Origin of the sequence: Neorhizobium sp. NCHU2750 (assembly GCF_003597675.1) — a bacterium.
Taxonomy (GTDB): domain Bacteria; phylum Pseudomonadota; class Alphaproteobacteria; order Rhizobiales; family Rhizobiaceae; genus Neorhizobium.
On the sequence record NZ_CP030827.1, the window covers coordinates 96792 to 116801 of the forward strand.

21 protein-coding genes, 1 tRNA gene and 1 riboswitch are annotated in these 20010 nt (G+C 61.1%); of the genes, 13 read left to right on the forward strand and 9 right to left on the reverse strand.

The genetic code is table 11. The annotated features are described in order from the left end of the window. Window positions 1–83 precede the first annotated feature (83 nt). Window positions 84–962, reverse strand: coding sequence for a polyphosphate kinase 2 (ppk2, locus tag NCHU2750_RS00475; RefSeq protein WP_119938652.1), 879 nt, complete (start codon window positions 960–962; stop codon window positions 84–86). A gap of 192 nt (window positions 963–1154) precedes the next feature. On the opposite strand from ppk2, the gene phoR reads away from it, so the two are divergent. The 7 genes from phoR (at window position 1155) to phoB (ending at window position 7970) form a co-directional block, all read left to right on the forward strand. Then, window positions 1155–2414: a phosphate regulon sensor histidine kinase PhoR gene (gene phoR / locus NCHU2750_RS00480; RefSeq protein ID WP_119938653.1), complete on the forward strand. Its 1260-nt coding sequence runs from the start codon at window positions 1155–1157 to the stop codon at window positions 2412–2414. 329 nt (window positions 2415–2743) lie between these two features. Beyond that, a complete protein-coding gene (gene pstS, locus NCHU2750_RS00485) occupies window positions 2744–3754 on the forward strand; it encodes a phosphate ABC transporter substrate-binding protein PstS (RefSeq protein WP_162939697.1) in 1011 nt (336 codons plus the stop codon). Window positions 3755–3826: 72 nt separating this feature from the next. Then, entirely contained in the window at window positions 3827–4804 is a 978-nt protein-coding gene (gene pstC / locus NCHU2750_RS00490) for a phosphate ABC transporter permease subunit PstC (RefSeq protein WP_119942775.1), read from the forward strand. A 4-nt stretch (window positions 4805–4808) separates the two neighbouring features. After that, a complete protein-coding gene (gene pstA, locus NCHU2750_RS00495; protein ID WP_119938655.1) occupies window positions 4809–5648 on the forward strand; it encodes a phosphate ABC transporter permease PstA in 840 nt (279 codons plus the stop codon). A gap of 8 nt (window positions 5649–5656) precedes the next feature. Beyond that, complete coding sequence (gene pstB, locus NCHU2750_RS00500; protein WP_502703810.1) at window positions 5657–6451, forward strand: phosphate ABC transporter ATP-binding protein PstB; 795 nt, start codon at window positions 5657–5659, stop codon at window positions 6449–6451. Window positions 6452–6529: 78 nt separating this feature from the next. Beyond that, window positions 6530–7243, forward strand: coding sequence for a phosphate signaling complex protein PhoU (gene phoU / locus NCHU2750_RS00505; protein WP_119938657.1), 714 nt, complete (start codon window positions 6530–6532; stop codon window positions 7241–7243). Window positions 7244–7286: 43 nt separating this feature from the next. Beyond that, window positions 7287–7970, forward strand: a complete 684-nt coding sequence (gene phoB / locus NCHU2750_RS00510; RefSeq protein ID WP_119938658.1) for a phosphate regulon transcriptional regulator PhoB — start codon at window positions 7287–7289, stop codon at window positions 7968–7970. Window positions 7971–8051: 81 nt separating this feature from the next. Here the strand turns inward: phoB and NCHU2750_RS00515 are convergent, their stop codons facing one another. The 3 genes from NCHU2750_RS00515 to NCHU2750_RS30270 form a co-directional block, all read right to left on the reverse strand. After that, a complete protein-coding gene (locus NCHU2750_RS00515; RefSeq protein ID WP_119942777.1) occupies window positions 8052–8486 on the reverse strand; it encodes a PACE efflux transporter in 435 nt (144 codons plus the stop codon). Between the two features lie 207 nt (window positions 8487–8693). Continuing rightward, complete coding sequence (locus NCHU2750_RS00520) at window positions 8694–9227, reverse strand: GcrA family cell cycle regulator (protein WP_119938659.1); 534 nt, start codon at window positions 9225–9227, stop codon at window positions 8694–8696. A 233-nt stretch (window positions 9228–9460) separates the two neighbouring features. Further along, complete coding sequence (locus tag NCHU2750_RS30270; RefSeq protein ID WP_162939431.1) at window positions 9461–9604, reverse strand: hypothetical protein; 144 nt, start codon at window positions 9602–9604, stop codon at window positions 9461–9463. 29 nt (window positions 9605–9633) lie between these two features. Here NCHU2750_RS30270 and NCHU2750_RS00525 point away from each other — a divergent pair, with 29 nt between their 5' ends. The 3 genes from NCHU2750_RS00525 to NCHU2750_RS00535 all read left to right on the forward strand — a co-directional run bounded on the left by NCHU2750_RS00525 (window position 9634) and on the right by NCHU2750_RS00535 (window position 12975). Further along, window positions 9634–10830, forward strand: coding sequence for an aspartate aminotransferase family protein (locus NCHU2750_RS00525; RefSeq protein WP_119938660.1), 1197 nt, complete (start codon window positions 9634–9636; stop codon window positions 10828–10830). A 51-nt stretch (window positions 10831–10881) separates the two neighbouring features. Next, on the forward strand, window positions 10882–11799 hold the full coding sequence (argF, locus tag NCHU2750_RS00530; protein ID WP_119938661.1) for an ornithine carbamoyltransferase: 918 nt from the start codon (window positions 10882–10884) through the stop codon (window positions 11797–11799). A 189-nt stretch (window positions 11800–11988) separates the two neighbouring features. Then, window positions 11989–12975 carry an Hsp33 family molecular chaperone gene (locus NCHU2750_RS00535; RefSeq protein WP_119938662.1) on the forward strand — a complete coding sequence of 329 codons (987 nt, stop codon included), beginning with the start codon at window positions 11989–11991 and terminating at the stop codon, window positions 12973–12975. A gap of 16 nt (window positions 12976–12991) precedes the next feature. On the opposite strand, the gene apaG is transcribed toward NCHU2750_RS00535, so the two are convergent. Continuing rightward, window positions 12992–13384: a Co2+/Mg2+ efflux facilitator ApaG/CorD gene (gene apaG / locus NCHU2750_RS00540; RefSeq protein ID WP_119938663.1), complete on the reverse strand. Its 393-nt coding sequence runs from the start codon at window positions 13382–13384 to the stop codon at window positions 12992–12994. Window positions 13385–13550: 166 nt separating this feature from the next. Continuing rightward, window positions 13551–14729 carry an O-succinylhomoserine sulfhydrylase gene (locus NCHU2750_RS00545; protein ID WP_119938664.1) on the reverse strand — a complete coding sequence of 393 codons (1179 nt, stop codon included), beginning with the start codon at window positions 14727–14729 and terminating at the stop codon, window positions 13551–13553. Window positions 14730–14776: 47 nt separating this feature from the next. Continuing rightward, window positions 14777–14854, reverse strand: a riboswitch (SAM riboswitch). Between the two features lie 74 nt (window positions 14855–14928). On the opposite strand from NCHU2750_RS00545, the gene NCHU2750_RS00550 reads away from it, so the two are divergent. Both NCHU2750_RS00550 and NCHU2750_RS00555 read left to right on the forward strand, forming a co-directional pair. Next, on the forward strand, window positions 14929–16023 hold the full coding sequence (locus NCHU2750_RS00550) for a 2'-deoxycytidine 5'-triphosphate deaminase (protein ID WP_162939432.1): 1095 nt from the start codon (window positions 14929–14931) through the stop codon (window positions 16021–16023). A gap of 115 nt (window positions 16024–16138) precedes the next feature. Next, window positions 16139–16212 (forward strand) — tRNA-Gly (locus NCHU2750_RS00555). A 23-nt stretch (window positions 16213–16235) separates the two neighbouring features. On the opposite strand, the gene NCHU2750_RS00560 is transcribed toward NCHU2750_RS00555, so the two are convergent. Beyond that, window positions 16236–17153, reverse strand: a complete 918-nt coding sequence (locus NCHU2750_RS00560) for a glycosyltransferase family 92 protein (protein WP_119938665.1) — start codon at window positions 17151–17153, stop codon at window positions 16236–16238. 220 nt (window positions 17154–17373) lie between these two features. On the opposite strand from NCHU2750_RS00560, the gene NCHU2750_RS00565 reads away from it, so the two are divergent. Beyond that, window positions 17374–18213: a glycosyl transferase gene (locus NCHU2750_RS00565; RefSeq protein WP_119938666.1), complete on the forward strand. Its 840-nt coding sequence runs from the start codon at window positions 17374–17376 to the stop codon at window positions 18211–18213. A 12-nt stretch (window positions 18214–18225) separates the two neighbouring features. Here NCHU2750_RS00565 and NCHU2750_RS00570 read toward each other — a convergent pair whose 3' ends face one another. Continuing rightward, window positions 18226–19062, reverse strand: coding sequence for an ABC transporter ATP-binding protein (locus NCHU2750_RS00570; RefSeq protein WP_119938667.1), 837 nt, complete (start codon window positions 19060–19062; stop codon window positions 18226–18228). Further along, window positions 19059–20009, reverse strand: coding sequence for a FecCD family ABC transporter permease (locus NCHU2750_RS00575; RefSeq protein WP_245480299.1), 951 nt, complete (start codon window positions 20007–20009; stop codon window positions 19059–19061). Before NCHU2750_RS00575 ends, NCHU2750_RS00570 begins: the two co-directional genes overlap by 4 nt. Window position 20010: the final 1 nt, after the last annotated feature.

A 20010-nucleotide genomic window follows, 5' to 3' on the forward strand; every position in this document is an offset into this window, starting at 1 on the left:
GCCGCACCTGTGCCTCAATTAGAATTGGAACGGGGACCTTGTGGCGCATCGTGACATGCGCCACATGCCGTTCTTGCCGTCGATTACTTGGCGAACTTGTGGCCGAAGCCGAGGATCTTGTCGTCGATCTCGCCGATAGCCTCCTTGTCCTTGCCCTCATAGTCGAGCGACAGAAGGATGTGGCGGATCGCGTTGAGCCGCGAGCGGCGCTTGTCATTGGCAAGCAGGACTGCCCAGGGCGCGTCCTTAGTATGGGTTTCCTCCAGCATCCGGTTGCGCTTCTCCGTGTACTGGTCCCATTTCGTCAGGGCGGCGATGTCCATCGGGGAGAGCTTCCAGATCTTCAGCGGGTCGTGGCGCCGGTCGTGGAAGCGCTTCAGCTGCATTTCCTGGCCGATATCGAGCCAGAACTTGAAGAAATGGATACCGTCTTCGACGAGCAGCTTTTCGAACTTCGGCGTCACTTTCATGAAGCTGTCATATTGGGCCGGCGTGCAGAACCCCATCACCGGCTCCACGACCGCGCGGTTATACCAGGACCGGTCATAGAGAACGATTTCGCCCTTGGTCGGAAAATGATCTGCATAGCGCTGATAATACCACTGGCCTGCCTCTGTCTCGGTCGGCTTGGTCAGCGCCACCACGCGTGCGGTACGCGGGTTGAGATAGGACCGGATGGAAAAGATCGTTCCGCCCTTGCCGGCGGCATCCCGCCCTTCGAACAGCGCCATCAGTCGCTTGCCCGTCGCCTGCAGCCAGAACTGCATCTTGACGAGCTCGATCTGCAGCTTCTCCAGCTGTTTCTCGTATTTGTCGCGGTTCAGCTTGTCTTCATAGGGATAGCCGCCCGAAGCCAGCGCATTGTCCTCCACCCAGTCCGGCAGGGTCGGATTGTCGATGTCGAACTGGCGCTTCTTACCCCCGATCTTCAGATCGACCGTCCTGCTTTCGCCTGTTGACATGCATGCTCTCCTCTTGGCCTGTGATCTCTGCAACGATATCGCAATCGGCGTCGCCGCCACGCTATCCGAAGGTGGCACTGCGGGATAGGTTTTCCAGAGGGCTTGATGCACAAGTGTCATGGAAAGCTTATATCACCACATGTTTATCGGGAGGGCACCGGCGTTTTCGGCCGGGCCTCAGTTGAGGGTCTCATGGCGTCGAGTGCAGAGCAGGCAGGTCGGGGTGTCGTCGCGGCAGTGGCGCGTGAATGGCTTCTTCTTTTACTGCTGACGCTCGTTGCAATCCTCGCCGCCGTTGCCGGAATTCTCTGGTTTGCGGTCCTGCCGGCATGGCTGGTGCTGGTGGTTGCCGTATTGTCCAGACGTCCGGTGGTGGAAACCGTCGAAATACAAAGGCAGTCTATCGACGATGACACGCCTGCCGATCCGCTGCCGCCCATTGCTGCCACGCTGTCGGCTCTCGACATGCCTGTCCTCGTTCTCGACGCCGAGGCGGTGGTTCTCTGGGAAAACAAGGCGGCGGAAAAGGCGCTCGGCCTTTTGCCCATAGGCTCGCATCTGTCCGCCCGGCTTCGTTCGCCGGGGATCCTCGATATGGTCAACGAGACGATCGCTACCGGCGAGCCCAACCAGATCGAATATTCCGAGCGGCTTCCTTCCGAGCGCGTCTTCCTCCTGCGCGTGTCTCTGATCGTGCCGGCCTCGGATGACGAGGCGCGCGCCGGCGAGCTTTTCCTGTTGTCCTTCCGCGATATTTCCGAACTGCGCCGCCTCGATCGTATGCGGTCGGATTTCGTCGCCAATGCCAGCCATGAGCTGCGCACGCCGCTGGCCTCGCTGCGCGGCTTCATTGAGACGTTGCAGGGCCCGGCAAAGTCCGATCTGGCCGCCCATGAGCGCTTTCTGGCGATCATGTTCGATCAGGCGACCCGCATGAGCCGTCTGGTCGATGACCTTCTCTCCCTGTCCCGCCTTGAGTTGAAGTCGCATATCGCACCTGACCAGACCATCGACCTGAGGCCCGTCATCGGCCATGTCCGCGACGCCTTGTTGCCGCTTGCTGAGGATCTGGGCGTCGAGATCCGGCTCCATATGCCGGATGAAAAGGTGGAGGTTCTGGGTGATCGCGACGAACTGGTCGAGGTTTTTGAGAACCTCATCGAGAACGCCTGCAAATATGGCCAGGAAGGCAAGGTGGTGGACGTCTTCCTGCGCAATGCCCCGTCGCAGCCGGTCGAAGTCAGTGTTGTCGACCGTGGTCCGGGCATTCCCGCCGAGCATGTGCCGCGGCTCACTGAGCGCTTTTATCGCGTCAGCGTCGCCGACAGTCGGTCCAAGAAGGGGACCGGATTAGGCCTTGCCATCGTCAAGCATATCCTCACCCGCCACCGCGCCCGCCTGGTGGTGAAGTCCGAGATCGGCGAGGGGACGGATTTTACCGTCAGATTTTGACATAAAAAGCCAGTATTGCAATGCTGTGCAATGGGTTTGTCTATAAGTATCAGATAGATAATCTGTCACAAATGTTTCATCGAAGTGACATAAAAGGGTGTGGCTAGAGCAGCTAGAGAGATGCTTGCGAGCGCCGGTTTCCTGGTCTCGTGTGGCGACGAAACGCAGGGCAGGCCGACAGGGAATTCATGGTTTCCACGGCGCTCCGGGTTAGGGCCGCGTGATCGAACTATTGTCCTTGCCCTTGTTTGAAGGGCGCTTTTGTCGGCGCGGTGCGTCGATGCCGAATATCCGAAGAGGAGCTCCTCATGAATAACTTCTTCCGCCCAATGGCACTTGCGGCTGTTGTCGCTGTAGCCGGTGGCTTTGTTTCCACCGCAGCAAATGCTGCCGACATCACCGGTGCAGGCTCGACCTTCATCTACCCGGTTCTCGCCAAGTGGGCGGACGCCTACAAGAAGGAAACCGGCAACGGCCTGAACTATCAGTCGATCGGTTCCGGCGGCGGCATCAAGCAGATCAAGGCAAAGACGGTCACCTTCGGTGCCACCGACGCTCCGCTCAAGGGCGAAGACCTCACCTCGACCGGCCTTGCACAGTTCCCGATGATCATGGGGGGTATCGTTCCCGTTGTGAATATCGAAGGCGTAAAGCCGGGCGAAATGGTTCTCGACGGCAAGACCCTTGCTGACATCTTCCAGGGCACGATCACCAAGTGGGACGATGCTGCCATCAAGAAGCTGAACCCGAACGTCAAGCTGCCGTCGCAGGCTATCGCTGTCGTTCACCGTTCTGACGGTTCGGGCACCACCTTCAACTTCTCCACCTATCTGGCCGACGTTTCGGCTGACTGGAAGGATAAGGTTGGCGTCAACACGGCTCTCGAATGGCCGGTCGGTATCGGCGCCAAGGGCAACGAAGGCGTTGCTGCCAACGTCGGTCAGACGGCAGGTTCGATCGGTTACGTCGAATACGCCTATGCCAAGCAGAACAAGCTGATCTTCACCGACATGATCAACAAGGACGGCAAGAAGGTCGAGCCGACCTCCAAGACCTTCGCTGCTGCTGCTGCCAACGCCGACTGGAACTCCCAGCCGGGCTACGGCGTCATTCTCGCCAACCAGCCGGGTGCCGACTCCTGGCCGATGACCGCATCGACCTGGGTTGTTCTCTACAAGACCCCGGACGACAAGGCTGCTACCGCCGAAGCTCTGAAGTTCTTCGCCTGGTCCTACGAAAAGGGCACCAAGCTTGCTGACGAACTCGACTACATCCCGATGCCGGAAAAGGTCGTCAAGAGCGTTGAAGCCATGTGGGCAAAAGACGTCGCTGCAAAGTAATGTGACTGGATGGGGGCGCGTTCGTCGCGCCCCCTTTCCCTCCTCAACCGGCCAAACTTCAAGGACTGGAGCATGACTTTGGCAATCGCGGAGCGCGTCGATAGCAGACGCGAAAAAGTGGTTCGGCATTTCGCCCTGACCGATACCATCTTCCATTGGGCCTGCCGCCTGGCTGCCATCATCGTCCTTGTGATCCTCGGCGGCGTCTTCGTGTCGCTGGTCACCGGTTCCTGGACGGCGCTTACGACCTTCGGTCCCGCTTTCCTGACGACAGAGCGCTGGAGCCCCGTGGCCGAGACCTTCGGTGCGCTTGCGCCGATCTACGGCACGCTCGTCACCGCCGCCATCGCCATCGTCATCGCCGTTCCGGTCGGCATCGGCATCGCCGTCTTCCTGACCGAACTCTGCCCGCGCCCGCTGCGTCGCCCAATCGCCATTGCCGTCGAGCTTCTCGCCGGTATTCCGTCGATCATCTACGGTATCTGGGGCCTGTTCGTCTTTGCACCCTTCCTGCAGGCGACCGTCCAGCCCTTCCTCATCAATCTCTTCGCCGATGTGCCTGTCCTCTCCGACATTTTTGCCGGACCGCCCTATGGTATCGGTGTTTTGACCTCGTCGCTGATCCTGGCCATCATGATCCTGCCGTTCATCGCCTCGATCACCAGGGACGTGTTCGATACGGTTCCGGGCGTTCTGAAGGAATCTGCCTACGGCATCGGCTGCACCACCTGGGAAGTCATCCGCCGCATCGTCATCCCGCATACGCGGGTCGGCATCATGGGCGGCGTCATGCTGGCTCTCGGCCGCGCACTCGGTGAAACCATGGCCGTCACCTTCGTGATCGGCAACTCGCACCGCCTGAGCGCATCGATCATCGCGCCCGGTACGACGATTTCGGCAACGATCGCTAACGAATTCACCGAGGCTGACGGCGATCTCTACGTATCGTCGCTGATGTCGCTCGGCCTCATCCTCTTCTTCATCACCTTCCTCATTCTGGCAGCCGCCCGCTACATGCTGCTGCGGATGGGTCGCCAGGCAGGAGCTTGATCTCATGAGCACGATCTATGCACGCCGAAAGGCCACCAACGGATTGATGATGGGTCTCTGCGTCGCCGCTGCCGCAATCGGCCTCGCCTGGCTGGCACTCATCCTCGGGGCGCTGCTCTACAAGGGGCTGGCTGGCGTCAATCTCGCCGTCTTCACCGAAATGACCCCGCCTCCGGGTTCCGCCGGCGGTCTGCTCAATGCCATCTATGGCAGCGTGATCGTCTCGATCATCGCCATGATCATCGGCACGCCGATCGGCATCCTTGCCGGCACCTACATGGCTGAATACGGACGCTTCAGCAAGCTGACCATGATCGTGCGCTTCATCAACGATATCCTTCTCTCGGCGCCGTCGATCATCATTGGCCTGTTCGTCTACGAATTGCTGGTCCGTCCGATGGGGCATTTCTCGGGCATTGCCGGCTCCGTGGCGCTCGCGATCCTGGTTGTCCCGGTTGTCGTCCGCACCACCGAAGACATGCTGAACCTCGTGCCCAACGCCCTGCGCGAAGCCGGGACCGCGATCGGTGCGCCGCGCTGGATCGTCATCCGCTCGGTCGGTTATCGCGCTGCGATGTCGGGCATCGTGACGGGTGTGCTCCTGGCCATCGCCCGCATTTCGGGCGAGACGGCACCGCTTCTCTTCACGGCTCTGAACAATCAGTTCTGGAGCAGCAATCTCAATGCGCCGATCGCCAGCCTGCCGGTTACTATCTTCCAGTTCGCGCTGAGCCCCTATGCCGAATGGCAGCAGCTTGCCTGGACCGGTGCCCTCATCATCACCCTCACGGTTCTGTCGCTGAGCATCATCGCCCGCAGCCTCACCGGACGTAAAGAAGGATAATGACCGAAATGGTTTCCTTGGAAAAAGTTGCTCCGCAGAATGTCTCCGACCGCGCCAAGATCGAGATCAAGAATCTCAACTTCTACTACGGTGAATCGAAGGCCCTGAAGGACATCTCGATGGTCCTGCCCGAGCGCAGCGTCACCGCCTTCATCGGTCCGTCGGGCTGTGGCAAGTCGACCCTGCTGCGTGTGTTGAACCGCATCTACGAACTTTACCCGAAGCAGCGCGCCGACGGCGAAGTTCTGGTCGACGGCAAGAACATTCTCGACCGCAACCAGGACCTCAACCTGCTGCGCACCAAGGTTGGTATGGTGTTCCAGAAGCCGACGCCGTTCCCCATGTCGATCTACGAGAACATCGCCTTCGGCGTCCGTCTCTATGAACAGGTCTCCAAGGCAGAGATGGACGAGCGCGTCGAGGCGGCACTGCGCCGTGCGGCCCTGTGGAATGAAGTCAAGGACAAGCTGAATGCCAGCGGCACAAGCCTTTCCGGTGGTCAGCAGCAGCGCCTCTGCATCGCCCGTACCGTTGCCGTCAAGCCGGAGATCATCCTGCTCGACGAGCCGGCATCGGCTCTCGACCCGCTCTCGACCGCAAAGATCGAGGAACTGATCGACGAACTGCGCGCCGAATACACGATCGTCATCGTCACCCACAACATGCAGCAGGCTGCCCGCGTCTCGCGCCAGACCGCCTTCATGTATCTCGGCGAGCTGATCGAATTCGACGAGACGGCGAAGATCTTCACCTCTCCGCGTGAGAAGCGCACCCAGGATTACGTCACCGGCCGCTTCGGCTGATCGGTTTCGTTTCAGGCCCAAAACCCTGCGACCCAGTCGCACGATTTTCGTGAATATTGTTTCCGGAAGGACCCGAAGATGGCTTCGACCCACACGCTATCGGCTTTCGATGAAGAACTGCAATACCTGACCCGCCGCATCTCCGAAATGGGCGGCCTGGCCGAGCAGATGTGCGGCGATGCCGTGCGTGCCCTGGTCAATTCGGACTCTTCGCTGGCGCAGAAGGTAATCTCCGACGACGTGATCCTCGACCACGGCGAACGCGAGATCCAGGACAAGGCGATCAGCACCATTGCCCGCCGCCAGCCGGTTGCGGCAGACCTGCGCGAAATCGTCGGCACACTGCGCATCGCAGCCGATCTGGAGCGCGTCGGCGATCTCGGCAAGAACACCGCCAAGCGCGTCATCGCGGTGCAGGGCACCGGCGTACCGCGCAAGCTCGCCCGCGGCATCGAGCATCTGTCCGATCTGGCGCTCGTCCAGCTCAAGGAAGTGCTGGACGTCTATGCCAGCCGTTCGGCGGAGAAGGCCGAAGCCATCCGCCTGCGCGACGAAGAGATCGACGCAATGTACACGTCGCTGTTCCGCGAGCTTCTGACCTACATGATGGAAGATCCGCGCAACATCACCACCTGCACGCATCTGCTGTTCTGCGCCAAGAACATCGAGCGCATCGGGGACCACGCGACCAATATCGCAGAAACCATCTACTACATTACGACTGGTGCCCAGCCGGAAGGCGAACGTCCGAAGGACGATACGTCGAACACGGTCGGTGCTCTCGCCAACTGAGCCCTTTGGGCTCGGTGGGCTGATGTGACGGAGCGAATTGAGCATGCAGCCAAGAATTGCTGTCGTGGAAGACGAGGAAGCGCTGAGCGTCCTCCTCCGCTATAATCTCGAAGCCGAGGGCTACGAGGTCGAGACGATCTTGAGAGGGGATGAAGCCGAGATCAGGCTGCAGGAACGTGCGCCTGACCTTCTTATCCTCGACTGGATGCTTCCCGGCGTGTCGGGTATCGAGCTTTGCCGGCGTCTACGCATGCGGCCCGAAACCGAGCGCCTTCCCGTCATCATGCTGACGGCACGCGGCGAGGAGAGCGAACGTGTTCGCGGATTGGCCACCGGTGCCGACGATTACGTCGTCAAGCCATTCTCGACGCCGGAGCTGATGGCTCGCGTCAAGGCGATGCTGCGCCGCGCCAAGCCCGAAGTTCTCTCCAGCGTCTTGCGCTGCGGAGACATTGAGCTCGATCGCGAAACGCACCGCGTTCATCGCAAGAGCCGTGAAGTCCGTCTCGGGCCGACGGAATTCCGCCTTCTGGAATTCCTGATGACTTCGCCCGGCCGCGTCTTTTCCCGCTCGCAGCTTCTCGATGGCGTCTGGGGCCATGACATCTACGTCGACGAACGCACCGTCGACGTCCATGTCGGCCGCCTGCGCAAGGCGCTCAACTTTTCCAACATGCAGGATGTCATCCGCACCGTTCGCGGCGCGGGCTATTCGATGGAGTCTTGATCGGACGTCGATCGCAACGTGTGAAATCCCGGCCCGAGCGTGATCACTCACCTCGGGCTGTTTTCGTTTCTGTCGTAACCTTCAGGCTCTGGCCTGCTCTCGCCATTCGGGCAGGGGGAATAGCCTGTCATAGGCCAGATTGAAGAAGAAGGCATAGACCAGGTAAAACAGCGCGAAAGATATATCCATCACCAGTGCCTGGAGGAGGCCGACGCCGAGATACCAGGCGATGAACGGCATCAGCACGATCAGCAGGCCAAGCTCGAACAGCACCGAATGCGCGACCCGCAGCCACACGCTTTTCTGCGTGCCGCCGCGAAATTTCTGCATCAACTGGTCGAAGCCGAGATTGTAGAGATAGTTCCAGCCCGTCGCCACCGTGGCCGAGACGATGCCGACGACACCAATATGGCTGACCGGCAGGCCGAACACGAATGCCGCCAGCGGCGTGAAGATCGCAAGTCCGATGATTTCGAAACTGATGGCGTGGCGAATATGATCGCTTGTGCTGCGCATGTCTGCAAACCCCATGGGCTCTGCCGGGTCGTCCCGGCGATTGATACCCGTTCTGGGGGAGGCCGTCCTCACGGCACATCAGATAGTGGTTTGAAAGCCTGTCCGCAAGTTTTCTCTGGCGCCGCGGTGTCGCAGGTCGCTCGCCCGATTGCGGCAAACAAAAAAGCGGGCTTCGAGCCCGCTTTTTCCAGAAGATCCAGCCTTGGATCAGGAGCGTGTTGCAGCCTTGCGGCGGTCGTGGACCGGCTGATAGGCGAGCTTTGCATGATAGTTGCAATAGGGCGAGGAGTCCGGGGACTCGCAGCCGCAGAAGTGGAATTCGTCGGTCAGCGGATCGCCGACCGGCCACTTGCAGGTGCGTTCGGTCAGTTCGGTCAGGGCAAGCTTGCGGGAGATCGGAACGACGACGTTGGAAGCCGGGCGATAGACCAGTTCCTGCGATGCCTCGAACTCGACCTCTTCCTTGAGTGCCGTAGCACCGACCGGGCGAGCAATCGTGCGGGTGGGCGCGCGACCAGCAAAGCTCGGAGCCCGGGGAGCGGCAGCTGCAGGGCGCTTGGGAGCGCGGTTGGTCGGAACGGTGCCGCCGGCCTTTGCGCGACCCGGCAGGTTGAGGCGGTGGACCTTGCCGATGACGGCATTGCGGCTGACGCCACCAAGCTGCGCCGCGATCTGGCTGGCGCTCAGGCCTTCGGCCCATAGCCTCTTGAGTTTCTCGACGCGCTCGTCCGTCCAGTTCATGCCCGTTCTCCGCCTTTGAACGTTGGTGGCATGCAGAATCCCTCACCATTGCCGCGGAAGACATTCCGCAACACGCACTACATCTATGCTTTTGGTGACTAGTTCCGCCGCATGCAGTCTAGTAATTGATCATTAACCTAGAGGTCGGCGGACTCCGTGACAAGAGTCCCCGGAATCGCCGCGAATCGTTTTCCGGGTTTTCCCCAACTTGCTTTCTGAGAGAGTCATTTTTGTCACAGCTTCGGCCGACCGAAATTTCGGCTGAAATGGCACTCAAATTGCCGTGTTTTCATGACTTTTGTTGACTTTCCCCAGGTGAATGGTGATAGTGCCGCCGCCGCCCCGTGGGCGGCATTTTGATTTTCTGGAATGTCCATTGCTGGACGCCTTAGGAGTGATTGTCGCCATGGCTGAATCTGCGCTTTTCGACACGTTTGCCCGGGCCCCCCTGCGCTTCGAGCGCGGCGAGGGTGTATGGCTGGTGACGGAAAGCGGCGAGCGATATCTCGATTTCGGCGCCGGCGTTGCGGTCACCTCCTGCGGCCATGCCAACCCTCACCTCGTCGCCGCGCTGAAGTCGCAGGCCGAGAAGGTCTGGCATCTGTCGAACCTCTACGAAATCCCCGAGCAGGAGCGTCTTGCCCGCAGGCTGACGGAAGCCACCTTCGCCGACAAGGTCTTCTTCACCAATTCGGGCGCCGAAGCGCTGGAATGCGCCATCAAGACGGCCCGTCGCTATCATTTCTCCAAGGGCCATCCGGAAAAGTTCCACATCATCACCTTCGAAGGTGCCTTCCACGGCCGGACCATCGCGACGATCGCCGCCGGCGGCCAGGAAAAATACATGGAAGGTTTCGGCCCGAAGGCCGAAGGCTTCGATCAGGTGCCTTTCGGCGACCTCGATGCGCTGAATGCGGCGATCAACGAGAACACCGGCGCCCTGCTGATCGAGCCGATCCAGGGCGAAGGCGGTGTTCGCCCGGTTCCGAAGGAATTCATGCGGGAACTGCGCCGTATCTGCGACGAAAAGGGCCTGCTGCTCATTCTCGACGAGGTACAGACCGGCGTCGGCCGTACCGGCAAGCTGTTTGCCCACGAATGGGCAGGCGTTACACCCGATATCATGGCGATCGCCAAGGGCATCGGCGGCGGCTTCCCGTTCGGCGCCTGCCTTGCCACGGCCGAAGCCGCATCCGGCATGAAGCCCGGCATTCATGGCACCACCTATGGCGGCAATCCGCTGGCCATGGCCTGCGGCAATGCGGTCCTCGATATCGTGCTGGCCGACGGCTTCCTCGAAAACGTCCGTGATGTCGCACTTGTCTTCCGTCAGGGCCTTGCCGCTCTGAAAGACCGCTTCCCGACGGTGATCGAGGATATCCGCGGCGAGGGCCTGCTTCTCGGCGTCAAGGCCAAGATACCGGCCGGCGATCTCGTGACCGGCCTGCGCAACGAACATCTGCTGGCCGTGCCGGCCGGCGACAACGTCGTGCGTCTTCTGCCGCCGCTCGTCGTCACCGCCGAAGAGGCACGCGAGGGCTTGGCCCGCATAGAGCGGGCCGCGGAAGCGCTTTCCGCAGAACAGCTGAAAAAATCCGCTTAAGGATCAAGGGAGAGGGCGCCTTTTCTGGTTCCCTCGTTCAGGGAACCAGTCATGGCATCACCAAAGCATTTTCTCGATCTCTCCGCCGTCTCCTCGGCCGATCTGCGCACCATCCTCGATGACGCGAAGACCCGCAAGCAGGCGACCAAGGCCGGCACGGCAGACAAGCCGCTCGCCGGCAAGATGCTGGCGATGATCTTCGAAAAGCCGTCCACTCGTACCCGCGTCTCCTTCGATGTCGGCATGCGCCAGCTCGGCGGCGAGACGCTATTTCTCTCCGGCACCGAAATGCAGCTTGGCCGCGCCGAGACGATCGGCGACACGGCCAAGGTTCTGTCGCGCTACGTCGATGCGATCATGATCCGCACGACAGACCATGCTCGGCTGATGGAAATGGCCGAACATGCGACCGTTCCGGTCATCAACGCGCTGACCGACCTTACCCATCCCTGCCAGATCATGGCCGATCTGATGACCTATGAGGAACATCGCGGCCCGGTTGCCGGCAAGACGATCGCCTGGACCGGCGACGGCAACAACGTGCTCCATTCGCTGGTCGAAGGGGCGGCGCGCTTCGGCTATCGCATGAACATGGCGGTGCCGATGGGCTCGGAGCCCGACGACAAGATCCTCAACTGGGCGCGCAACAACGGCGGCAACATCATGCTCTGCCACGATGCCGAACGGGCCGTGAATGGTGCAGACGTCGTCGTTACCGATACCTGGGTATCGATGAACCAGGAACACAAGGCACGCGGCCACAACATCTTCCAGCCCTATCAGGTCAACGATGCCCTGATGAAGCACGCCAAGGATGATGCGCTGTTCATGCACTGCCTGCCGGCCCATCGCGGCGAGGAAGTGACGGACGCGGTGATCGACGGTCCCCAGTCGGTCGTCTTCGACGAGGCGGAAAACCGCCTGCACGCGCAGAAGTCGATCCTCGCCTGGTGCTTCGGCGCCGTCTGAGCCCGTTTCACTGGATCTTGAACTGGACGGAAGGCCACACCATCTGTCGGTTTTCCAACGCGCTGGACGCCTGCCTCGGGCGGCCTCCGGCGCTTCAACACCCATTGCCGATACCTTTCCGGCGGCCAGCGGTTCCGCTTGGCGCCCCGTTTGTGTAAAGGTCGTGCTATCGGCGCGAAGGAGTAAATGATGGCGGAAGCAACTGTCGAGCTGAACGATCTCCGTTTTGCGGGAGATGACAGGGTCGTGCCTTTCCAGGTGGAAGGGCTCGACGTGCGTGGCCGTGCGGTGCAGATGGGGCCGATGCTGAATGCCATCCTCGCCCGCCATGCCTATCCGGCACCGGTGGCGCGCTTGCTGGCCGAGGCGATCGTGCTGACGGCCCTGCTCGGAACCTCCCTCAAGTTCGATGGCAAGTTCACGATCCAGACTAAGGGCAACGGCCCTGTCGATCTTCTGGTCGCCGATTTTTCGACGCCGGATGCACTGCGCGCCTACGCCCGTTACGACGAGGATGCGCTCGCTGCCGCGATCAAGGACGGCAAGGTCTCCCCGCCCGAACTGCTTGGCGAGGGCGTGCTTGCCTTCACCATCGATCAGGGCAAGGGCATGCAGCCCTATCAGGGCATCGTGCCGCTCGACGGTTCCTCGCTCGAAGAGATCGCCGGCGTCTATTTCCGCCAGTCGGAACAGATCCCGACGCGGGTGCGCCTTGGTGTGGCCGAGCTCTACGACCGCGATGCCGACGGCAAGCCGCGCCATAACTGGCGGGCCGGTGGCCTCATCGCCCAGTTTCTGCCGCAGGCACCGGAGCGCATGCGCCATCCCGATCTCCACGGCGGCGATGGCGACGAGCGCGAGACCGATGTGGCCGACGATGCCTGGAACGAGGCGCGCTCGCTGGTTGAGACGATCGATACGGACGAGCTTACCGATCCGCAGGTCGCGATCGAGCGGCTGCTCTTCCGGCTTTTCCATGAGCGGGGCGTGAGGGTCTATGAGCCTCACTCCGTAGTCGACCGTTGCAGCTGCTCGCGCGACAAGATCAAGGGCGTTCTGGCAGGCTTTACGGCAGAAGAGATCGAGGCGAGCCAGGAAGATGACGCGATCTCCGTCACCTGCGAATTCTGCTCGACGACCTATCGGTATGAAGTGGCTGAGTTTGCTGCGGCCTGAGCGGGGCTTTTCGGGCTCAGTTCAGCACGCGGGTCTGCCCGGGTGAATCCAGCGAGAAGGCGGGGATGTCGACTTTGAACACCTCGCCTTCCTCGGTCTGCATGTCATAATGGCCGAACATCATGCCCGACGGCGTGTCGAGCGGGCAGCCGGAAGAGTATTCGTAGCTATCGCCCGGCTGCAGACGCGGTTGTTCGCCGACGACGCCGAGACCATCGACTTCGTCCACCAGTCCATTCTGGTCCGTGATGTGCCAATAGCGATGCACAAGCTTGACCGTATGGATCGAATGGTTCTCGATCACGATACGATAGCCCCAGACATAGCGGCTTTCTTCCGGGCTGGACTGTTCTTCGAGATAGTAGGGCTCGACAGCCACTTCTATATCTCTCGTCCGGGCGCGATACATCGACAAATACCTCAACTCTAGTGAATCGGATATCGTACAGGCCGGCACGAAGGTCAAGAAAACTCGCGGTTTACGCGAGAAACTGTGATGACTTCTTGAGATTAGGGATAACTGATATGGTGAATCCGCCTGAGGCGAATTCACCATATCCGGTTTGTCGGGGCCCTTAGATCGAGGCGAGCGCCCTGGCGAAATCGTCCAGAAGGTCCTGATTGTCCTCGATGCCGGCGGAGAAGCGCACGGTTCCCGGCGAGATGCCGAGTTCGGCGCGGGCCTCGTCCGTCAGGTTCTTGTGCGTCGTCGTTGCGGGATGGGTGATCAGGCTGCGCGTATCGCCGAGATTGTTGGAAATGGTCACCACTTCCAGCGCGTTCTGCAGCTTGAAGGCCGCTTCCTTACCGCCCTTCAATTCGAAGCAGACCAGCGTCGATCCGCCCGACATCTGCTTGGCAATGATATCGGCCTGCGGATGGTCCTTGCGGCCCGGATAGATCACCTTCGCGACCTTGCTGCTGTCAGCGAGGAAGTCAGCTATCTTCGAGGCGTTTTCCGTTTGCTGCTTGACGCGCAGCGGCAGGGTTTCCAGGCCCTTGATCAGCGTCCAGGCGGTGAACGGCGACATGGCCGGGCCGGTATGGCGATAATAGTCCTGCAGGTGCTCGGTAACCCATTCCTTGTCGGAGAGTATGACGCCGGCAAGGCTGCGTCCCTGGCCGTCGATATGCTTGGTGGCCGAATAGACGACGATATGTGCACCGAGTTCCAGCGGTTTCTGGAAGAGCGGCGTGGCGAACACGTTGTCGACCACGACCTTGGCGCCGATCTGGTTGGCAAGCTTGGCAACGCCGGCAATGTCGACGATCTCGAGTGTCGGGTTGGTCGGGCTTTCGAGGAAGAATACCTTGGTGTTCTTCTGGATCGCCTTTTCCCAATTGGCGAGATCACGCCCGTCGACCAGCGTGCATTCGATACCGTAGCGGGGAGCGAGCGTCTCGACCACCCAGCGGCAGGAACCGAACAGCGCGCGGGCTGCGACGATATGATCGCCGGCTTTCAGCTGGCAGAGCAGGGCTGCCGAAACGGCGGCCATGCCGGATGCCGTGGCGCGGGCTTCTTCTGCACCTTCGAGCGCGCACATGCGCTTTTCGAACATGTCATTGGTCGGGCTGCCGTAGCGGGCATAGATATAGCCCTCGGTCTCGCCCTTGAAGCGGGCTTCAGCCGCTTCCGAATTGTCGTATGCAAAGCCCTGCGTCAGATAAATCGCTTCCGACATCTCGCCATATTGCGAGCGCAGCGTGCCGCCGTGAACGAGTGTGGTCGCCGGGCGAAATTTGTTTGTCATGTCAGTCCTCATTCCAAAACAAAAAAAACCGGCCGCGAAAGCAGACCGGTTTTAAAAACCCGGTCTTTTTAGCCACTTGTTTAACGTGGCTGCAAGCCGACCGGCAAATCACCACGGGATAAAGCTGCCTTACGCCTCGCATCTGCTTGCGTCAATGGCTCGCATTTGGTTTTGTCACCGCCACAAATTTGGAAGTGACATGATGGCTCGCGACACGGGAATTCTGGCGGACCGCGCAATTGCGGACCTATTTGAAACGGGACGGCTGGTTTCCGAACGCGAACTGGACCGCGATCAGATCCAGCCGGCAAGCCTTGACCTGCGTCTCGGCGCCAAGGCTTTCCGCGTCCGCGCCTCCTTCATGCCGGGCCCCAACAGTCTCGTGGCCGACAAGCTCGACCGGCTGAGCCTGCATGTCGTCGACCTGTCGCATGGCGCGGTTCTGGAAACCGGCTGCGTCTATATCGTGCCGTTGATGGAAAGCCTCGACCTGCCGGCCACCATGTCGGCTTCGGCCAATCCGAAATCCTCCACCGGCCGCCTCGATATCTTCACCCGCGTCATCACCGATCACGCACAGGAATTCGACAAGATCCCGGCCGGCTATCGCGGCCCGCTCTATCTCGAAATCTCTCCGCGCACCTTCCCGATCGTTGCCCGCCAGGGTTCGCGCCTGTCGCAGATCCGCTTCCGCATCGGCAATGCGCTCCTGTCTGAACCGGAAGTCCTTCACCTGCATGAAACCGAAACGCTGGTCGCATCGACCAGGCCGAACGTGTCGGGTGGCGGCATTGCCCTGTCGATCGATCTGAAGGGCGATGCCAACGGCCTGATCGGCTATCGCGGCAAGCATCACACCGCCGTCGTCGATGTCGACAAGAAGGGCGAGCACGATGTCTTCGATTTCTGGGAGCCTCTCTATAGCCGCGGCCGCAACGAACTGATCCTCGATCCGGATGAGTTCTACATCCTCGTTTCCCGCGAAGCCGTGCATGTGCCGCCGCTTTACGCGGCCGAAATGACCCCCTTCGATCCGCTGGTCGGCGAGTTCCGCGTTCATTATGCCGGCTTCTTCGATCCCGGCTTCGGACATGAAGCCGCAGGCGGCCGCGGCAGCCGCGCCGTGCTGGAAGTGCGCAGCCACGAAGTGCCCTTCATCCTGGAAGACGGCCAGATCGTCGGGCGGCTCGTCTACGAGCACATGCTGGAAAAGCCTCAGGGCCTCTACGGCACCGGCCTTGGCTCGAATTATCAGGCGCAGGGCCTCAAGCTTTCCAAGCATTTCCGCGGCTGATCACCACATCCGTGGCAGCCTTGCCGTGATGCCGCAGCAATTCATTCTTCGACCTGCCGCCCATCGAAGCGGCCTTGACAGAGCCGGCGGCTTGTTGGAAACCTCACATCTGCAAGCGGGTGTAGCTCAATGGTAGAGCAGCAGCTTCCCAAGCTGAATACGAGGGTTCGATTCCCTTCACCCGCTCCAGCCTTCTTTGGCCTCTGCGCCCCTCAGTCTAGCTTGATCGTCGCCCGTTCGACAAAATCCTTCATCGCATCATCCGCGACCGGATCCGTTTCCAGGTGGTCGATGATCGACAGGGATTTGGCCCGGTAGGCCTCGGTCGAGGCATCGTAGGAAATGCCGCGGTTGATCTTTCGGGAAAATTCCTCGCGCGAGCGGCCGTAATAGTGATTGAGCTGGATGAAGCTGGAGGAATAGAAGCCTGCTTCCTTGCGGCTCCGTCGGTCGAAAATCTTGCCTGCGTCATTCGAGGTCTTGTTGCCGAAGGTCCTCGTCTGGAAATGATGCACGGAAACATGCGTCACTTCGGTCGGATCGACGATGCATTTGAAGTTGAGCGCATGCGGATGGCGATACATCGGATCCCTGGCCCGCATCGTATAGGCCTGCGTGACGGGCAGGGCGGGCCGCGTTTCATGGCCGCCATGGCCGAACATGTGCCACGGCAGCGAGATATTCGGGAAGCCGCCGGCTCCAGTCAGAGCCTCCTCAAGCGTCAGTCCGGTTTTCGGCAGCAGGAATTCATCGGCATCGATGAAGGCCATCCATTCGAACTGGCCGCCGAAATTCACGATCGCATGCGCATAGGCGACCGTCTGGGCATTGATGATTTCCTCGGTGGCCTCGTCGCGCATGCGCATCGACCACGGGATGATGGTCACCTCGTCTTCCGACAGCGTCTGTCGGACGAGATCGAACGTTCCGTCCGAAGAGCCGTCATTATAGAGAAAGAAGTGGCGCACGCCCACAGCCCTGTGGAAGCGCAGCCATTCGACGATGTAGTTTGCCTCGTTCTTGATCCAGCAGACGATCGCAATGCCATGCCTGTCCGCCTGCGGCTTCGGCGGCGTGATGCCGATCTCTCTGGTGACGTGGCGCGGACGCTTGAATCCGAAAAATCGCATGGGCCCCTCGGCGCTCGGACGAGGCGAGCGCGCTTGTATTTCCAACGCCAGTCGAATACAGCCCCCCACGAAGGAAGACAAGCGATGCAGCCGGCAGCGCGGTCTTCGTATCGGCGCAGGAAAGCATTGTGCTGCGGGGTCTGCGAAGCAGCCTCGCGCATGGGCCTGGTATCAACCGGAAGATGGGTGTGCGTGCATGAGTTCAGCAGAGAGTTCGACAATGAGTTCTGCAATTCTGGCAGCAAGTGGTGGCGTCAAGCAGGTCATCTGCATCAGCTGGGGCACGAAATACGGCGCCCCCTTCATCAACCGCCTCTACAACATGGTCGAGCGTAACATCACGCCGCCCTTCACCTTCACCTGCTTCACCGATAACCGCGAGGGCCTGCATCCCGGCATTCTCTGCGAGGACCTGCCGCCGATCGGCGTCGAGATGCCGGTCAACACCCGCGGCATCTGGCCGAAATCGCGCCTCTGGGGCCCCGAACTCGGCTCGCTCAAGGGCGCCGTCCTGTTCCTCGACCTGGATTTGGTGATCGTTTCCTCGCTCGATCCCTTCTTCGAGCTCGGCGGTCCCGATGACGTCGTTCTGGCGAAGAACCAGACGACACCGTTCGAGCGGCTCGGTCAGACCTCGCTGTTCCGCTTCCCGGTCGGCAAGCTCGTGCCGCTGCAGGAGAAGTTCAAGGAAAACCCGCAATGGGTGGCCGATACCTACCGGTTCGAGCAGCGCTATGTCAGCCGCTGCGCACCGGGCGGCATCAAGCTCTTCCCGCGTAAATGGGTGCTGCATTTCCGACAGGATTGCCGCTGGCCGTTTCCGCTCAACTATTTCCTCGCACCCCGGCTGCCGTCGAGCGCCCGCGTTGTGATCTTCCCGCGCGGGCTCTTGCCCCAGCATGCGATCGAGGGGCGATACGGCTCCAGCGCTCCTGCGCAAACGCCGCTGCAGCATGTTGCCGGTGTGTTCAACAAGGAGAAGCGCCGCAAGAAGGGCTTCTTCCAGTATTTGCGTCACTACATCCTGCCGACAAAGTGGGTCGCGGATCACTGGCGCTGATATCGGCCCCGTTCAGGCCGCGGTTATCGTGTGGTGCCGCCCGAGCGGCAGCATCATCGGTCGGCCGCAGGTCGGGTCGGTGATCACGCGGCTCTGAAGCCCGAAGACTTCCCTGACATTGTCTTCCGTCAGCACGGCTTCGGGAGTGCCCGCATCATGGATGCGGCCTTGCGCCATCGCCACCAGATGATCGGCATAGCGGGCCGCAAGGTTGAGGTCGTGCAGCACCATCACGATCGTCGTGCCGCGTGCCCGGTTGAGATCGGTCAGAAGGTCGAGCACCTCGATCTGGTGGTTGATGTCAAGAAAGGTCGTCGGCTCGTCGAGAAGCAGGATATCCGTCTCCTGCGCCAGCGCCATGGCGATCCACACCCTTTGCCGCTGGCCGCCGGAAAGCTCGTCCACCGGCCTGTCGGCCAGATCGGCGGTCTTGGTCGCGTCGAGCGCCGCTTGCACCGCCTCGTCGTCCTTCCGTGTCCAGCGGGAAAAAAGCCCCTGATGCGGATGGCGCCCTCGGCCGACGAGATCGGCGACCGTGATCCCCTCCGGCGCGATCGGCGATTGCGGCAGCAGGCCGAGAACACGGGCAAGGTCGCGCGGCGGCATCCGGTGCACTGATTTTCCGTCCAGCAGAACCTGGCCGCCGCGTGGCGCCAAAAGCCGCGACATCGATCTTAGAAGCGTGGACTTGCCGCAGGCATTTGCGCCGACGATGACCGTGATCCTGCCCGGTGGCACGGCGATGTCGAGGTCGCTCAGGATGTCGCTATCGCCATAACCGGCGGAAAGCTTGATGGCGTCCAGAGTATGTGTGGGCCGAGTATTGGTGGGCAGAGTATGACCGGTCATAGCGAGCCTCCGGCCCGGTTTACGCGAATGATGAGATAGATCAGGTAGGGCGCACCGAGTGCGCCGGTGACGACCCCGACGGGATAGCGGCTGAACAACAGGAACTGACCCGCATAGTCTCCCGCCAGAACCAGAAGCGCCCCGACCAGCGCCGCCGGCAAAAGCAACGGCCCGCTATCGCCGACGACCCGGGCCGCGATTGGTCCGGAGAGAAAGGCGACAAAGGCGATCGGTCCGGTTACCGCTGTCGAGCAGGCGATCAGCCCGACGGTGGCGAGGATGACCATCGCGCGCGTGGCCGATACCCTGACGCCAAGCGCGGCCGCCATGTCGTCGCCGAGCCTCAGTGCCTCGATATCGCGCCCGCGGGCGATCAGCAGACCGCCGAACACGGCAAGTGCGAGAGCAAGCGTGATGGACTGCCCAAGCTGCGCACCGTTGACGCTTCCGGTCAGCCAGCGCATCGCTTCCTGCAGGCTCCAGGCGGGCGCCTGCGACAGGATATAGGAGACCACGCTTTCCAGCATGGCCGACACGCCGATACCGACAAGGATGAGGCGCGTTCCGGCCACGCCATTGCGGAACGAAAGCCCATAGACCGCGAGCGCCACGCCAAGTCCGGCCGAGACGGCCAGAACCGAGACGATCGGCCCCTTCAGCGACAGGACGACGATGGCAAACACAGCTGCGGCACTGGCACCGGAGCTGATGCCGACAATGTCGGGGCTCGCCAGCGGATTGCGCAGCATGGTCTGGAATGCCACGCCACCCAGCCCGAAGCTCAGCCCCGCCAGCACGCAGAGCACGGCGCGCGGCAGCCGAAGCTGGCCGACGGTGAAGCTTGCGCCCGGCACGGTCTCGCCCATCAGCACGCGCAGGACCTCGCCGGGCGGCGTGAACGACTGCCCGAGGCAAAGCGTCAGCGCAAAGACGGCGACGATCAGCATC